General features: G+C 46.2%; 4 protein-coding genes. 3 read left to right on the plus strand and 1 reads right to left on the minus strand.

Annotation, left to right across the window (positions count from 1 at the left end; all coding sequences use genetic code 11):
- Positions 1-202 (minus strand): ZapG family protein (locus tag A3757_RS14090; protein ID WP_156506326.1); only part of this gene is annotated, 202 nt, incomplete at its 3' end.
- Positions 203-434: 232 nt separating this feature from the next.
- Between A3757_RS14090 and zapE the strand changes: the two genes are divergently transcribed.
- The 3 genes from zapE to A3757_RS14105 form a co-directional block, all read left to right on the plus strand.
- Entirely contained in the window at positions 435-1547 is a 1113-nt protein-coding gene (gene zapE / locus A3757_RS14095; protein ID WP_068554080.1) for a cell division protein ZapE, read from the plus strand.
- Positions 1548-1854: 307 nt separating this feature from the next.
- On the plus strand, positions 1855-3063 hold the full coding sequence (locus A3757_RS14100; protein WP_068739808.1) for an acetyl-CoA C-acetyltransferase: 1209 nt from the start codon (positions 1855-1857) through the stop codon (positions 3061-3063).
- Between the two features lie 13 nt (positions 3064-3076).
- On the plus strand, positions 3077-4565 hold a 1489-nt coding region (locus tag A3757_RS14105), incomplete at its 3' end, for a 3-hydroxyacyl-CoA dehydrogenase NAD-binding domain-containing protein (protein ID WP_068739810.1).

A 4565-nucleotide genomic window follows, 5' to 3' on the forward strand; every position in this document is an offset into this window, starting at 1 on the left:
CAGCTTGCGCGGTATCCATAAAGTGTTCACTGACCTCAGCCTGGTACTTTTCATGACGAGCCTGTAGCTCGGCTAATTTTTGTTCCAAACGTTTATTCTTACTTGCTTCGCCTTGGACAGATCGATGAAAGACCGCTCCCACGACAATGCCTAAAAAGAACAGACCCACACCCGACAGAAGTTGAATCATTGTTTCGCTCACAGACTACTCTCACTCTTATGGCTAACTAGAAATGTTAGTTATATAAAAAACTAAAATATAATAGATTGATACTAAAACCTCTTTAGTCTGAAGACAATAGCAAATAGTTTTTTAATCGAAAATTGACCTAGGCGGCAACAAGCCTCAAAATAGCCGCTTTTTTAGGCCTCTGAAAAAAGTTTCACAGAAAAGCTTCCAGAGTTAGTTTTACTCGTATTAGGATTTTTCGAATATGTCGTCTTTACCGCTCTCTCCCTTGCAACGTTATTTACAAGATTTGGAAAAGGAAGGTTTCGTTAAAGACCCTGCACAGAAAATGGCGGTAGATAGACTGCAAACGCTGTATGAAAATCTAATTTCAGATGAAGCAGAGCGCAAGCGCTTAGCCGGGAAGTGGTTTAACAAGTTTTCTAAAAAGAAGCCAGAGCCTGTCAAAGGCCTTTACTTCTGGGGCGGGGTGGGTCGTGGTAAAACTTATCTAATGGATAACTTCTATGAAAGCCTGCCTTTTGAGCAAAAAATGCGCATTCACTTCCATCGCTTTATGCAAAGGGTTCACCAGGAGCTGACTACGCTTGAAGGCGAAAAGAACCCATTGCATATCGTTGCGAAGAAGTTGAGTGATGAGGCCCGTATAATTTGCTTCGACGAGTTTTTTGTTTCCGATATCGGTGATGCAATGATTCTTGGCGGCTTAATGCAAGAGCTTTTTGCGAACGGTGTTTCCCTTGTATGTACTTCAAACATTGTTCCAGATGGTTTATACAAGGATGGCCTACAGCGTGATCGCTTTCTGCCTGCTATCGATCTTGTTAACAAGTACACCGAGGTTGTGAATGTTGATGGCGGTAACGATTACCGCTTACGTACACTTGAACAGGCTGAGCTTTATCATTTTCCTTTAGATGCACAAGCCGATATCAATTTGGATAAATACTTTAAACAGCTCGCTGTTGAAGCTGGTTCTCACGAGCTAGAGCTTGAGATTAATGGTCGCCCTCTTAAAGCACTACGGCATGCTGACGATGTTGTTTGGTTTACCTTTTCCGAGCTTTGCGATGGACCTAGAAGCCAGAATGACTACATTGAGATCGCAAGAGAATTTCACGCAGTGATCGTGAGTAACGTCCCTCAGATGAGTATCGATACAGATGATCAGGCGAGGCGCTTTATCAATATGGTTGATGAATTTTATGACCGCAGCGTTAAGGTGATTATCTCTGCTGAAGCGCCTATCCATGAAATTTACCAGGGCGGCAAACTTAGCTTTGAGTTCGAACGAACAGAAAGCCGTTTGTTAGAAATGCAAAGTCACGAATATCTAGAGCAAGCACACAAGGCTTAATAGCACTCAAAGTAGGCGGGTTCTCTGGCCGCGCAGAACGAAACCGCCGTACCATCTGACTACTCCGAGGCAGAACCTGCGCCCCGAGACGGGCCGCCTACATAAGCCTTGGTAGCGCTCCAAGGAAGGCGGGGTCACCGGCCGCGCATAATCGAATCCCTAAGCCGTTTTTTACTCTCTCATTCTAAGCTTGCAATAAATGATCAACTTTATTGCTATGAAATATCATTGAGACCTTCGCTTAGCCAGCTATCCTAATAATGCGTTTTCCATTCAATGGACGAACAAATTTTATAGGATAAGTACAATGACAAATGAAGCCCTAATATTTGACGCGATTCGCACACCTCGGGGCCGAGGTAAAGCGAGCGGCGCTCTTCATGAAGTAAAACCGGTAACACTTCTTTCAGATTTATTAAACGCTCTTCAACAGCGCAATGGTTTCGATACAGCTGAGGTTGACGATATCGTCATGGGCTGCGTTACCGCTGTTGGCGACCAAGGTGCTGATATCGCAAAAACTGCAGCATTGGCTGCAGGATGGAATGATGATGTTGCAGGTGTTGTCCTTAATCGCTTTTGCGCATCGGGGCTCGAGGCGGTTAACACCGCTGCAATGAAGATTCGTTCAGGTTGGGAAAATCTCGTGGTCGCTGGGGGTATCGAGTCTATGTCACGAGTCCCGATGGGGAGCGATGGTGGTGCTTGGGCAATGGACCCCGAAACGAACTTTAAAACGGGTTTTATGCCGCAGGGCATTGGTGCAGATTTGATCGCTACCTTGGGTGGATACTCCCGTGAAGACGTCGATGCCTTTGCTATGCGTTCGCATCATAAAGCAGCGGCGGCTTGGGAACGCGGCTCTTTCGAAAAATCTGTGGTGCCGGTCGTTGATCGTAATGGTATCGAAATTTTAGCGAACGATGAGTTGGTTCGGGCGGATGCATCCATGGAGACCTTGGGTAAGTTAAAAGCTTCGTTCCAGATGATGGGCGAGATGGGCTTTGACGGTGTTGCTCGTCAGCGTTATCCGCAAGTTGAGTCAATCAATCACATCCATTCACCTGGTAACTCCTCGGGTATTGTTGATGGTGCTGCAGCTGTCTTAATTGGTAGTGAGGCTGCTGGTAAAAAATTCGGTATGAAACCACGGGCTCGTATTGTTTCTACAGCTGTTGTTGGAACTGACCCGACGATTATGCTCACAGGTCCTGCGCCCGCTGCACGAAAAGCACTTAAAGTAGCTGGCATGGACGTTAAGGACATCGACTTGTTCGAGGTGAACGAAGCATTCGCCTCTGTGGTCATGCGCTTTATGGACGAACTAGAAGTGAGTGAAGAAAAAGTAAATGTTAATGGCGGTTCAATCGCGATGGGTCACCCTTTAGGCGCAACAGGAGCAATCATTTTGGGTACGTTACTAGATGAGCTTGAAGCTCGTGACCTAAAGACTGGCCTAGCGACCTTGTGTGTCGGCGGTGGCATGGGTATCGCAACGATTATCGAAAGAGTTTAAGAGGAGAACGGCCGTGAGTATAAATAACAACACGAATTCAGTGATTGTAGAAAAAGATCAAGACAATATCGTTCACTTTATTCTTGATAAGCCCAATTCCGGTGCCAACTTAATGGACCAGGAATTTACAGACTCCTTATGCGCAGCAGTCGAACAACTTCGTGATGAAGACTTCGCAGGTGTGCTATTCCGTTCAAATAAGTCGACTTTCTTTGCCGGTGGCAACCTTGATGACCTCTATGCAACTACACGTCAAAATGCCTCGGTTCTGTATAAAATGGTTGACCGCCTAAAACTGGCAATGCGAGAGCTAGAAACATCTGGTAAGCCGGTTGTTGCTTGTATCAACGGCGCTGCACTTGGGGGGGGGTGGGAGCTTGCGCTTTCGTGTCATTACCGTGTCGCTTTAAGCAAAGGTGTGACGCTAGGTCTACCTGAAGTGACGCTTGGCTTGTTGCCTGGTGGTGGCGGTGTTGTCCGTATGTCTCGTCTCTTAGGCCTTCAGGCGGCATTGCCGTTTTTGACCGAAGGTAAACAGCTCAAACCTGAGAAAGGTAAAGATCTTGGTTTGATCAATGAAATTGTCGATGCACCTGAAGAACTAGTTTCTTCGGCTATTGCTTGGATTAAAGCCAACCCTAAAGCCCAACAACCTTATGATGTAAAAGGCTATAAAGTGCCAGGAGGAAAACCTTCAACGCCTGCCTTAGCGAAGATGTTACCGATTGCACCCGCAATGATGCGCGAAAAAACCAAAGGCACCATGCCAGCTCCTGAGTCGATTCTCTCGGTAATGGTTGAAAGCCTACAAGTTGATGTCGACTCGGCAATGCGCATTGAGACACGATATTTCGTTGAGCTGGTTTGTAGCCAGGTAGCGAAGAATATGATCGGTACTTTCTGGTATCAACTCAATGAAATCAAGGCGGGGGCAGCGCGTCCTGATGGCGTAGAAGCGTCAAAGGTGAGTAAGGTGGGAATTTTGGGCGCCGGTATGATGGGTGCAGGTATTGCCTATTCATCAGCAGCTAAGGGCATTGAGGTCGTGTTAAAAGATGTTTCAGTAGAAAATGCTGAAAAAGGTAAAGAGTATTCTCGGAAGATCCTTGATAAGAAAGTGAAAAAAGGACGCTTAAGCAGTGATAAGCGTGATGCTGCCATGAACGCCATCCTGGCGACCGATAATGCGCAGGACTTGAAAGGCTGTGACCTAGTCATTGAAGCTGTATTTGAAGACAGAGGTCTAAAAGCAAAGGTCACACAGGAAGCTGAAGCGCATTTAGAGTCATCAGCTGTATTTGCTTCGAATACCTCTACCTTACCCATTACTGGTCTTGCGGAAGCCTCTAAGCGACCAGAGAACTTTATTGGCCTTCATTTCTTTTCGCCAGTCGACAAAATGCCGCTGGTAGAAATCATCTGTGGTGACAAGACCTCAGATGAAACACTGGCCAAAGCTTATGACTACGTTTTGCAAATTGGTAAAACGCCAATCGTAGTTA

It is taken from the genome of Oleiphilus sp. HI0117 (genome assembly GCF_001635235.1).

Bases quoted from the DNA above. Each gene is read 5' to 3' on its own strand.
- zapE (WP_068554080.1), top strand. From the start codon at position 435: ATGTCGTCTTTACCGCTCTCTCCCTTGCAACGTTATTTACAAGATTTG.
- A3757_RS14100 (WP_068739808.1), top strand. From the start codon at position 1,855: ATGACAAATGAAGCCCTAATATTTGACGCGATTCGCACACCTCGGGGC.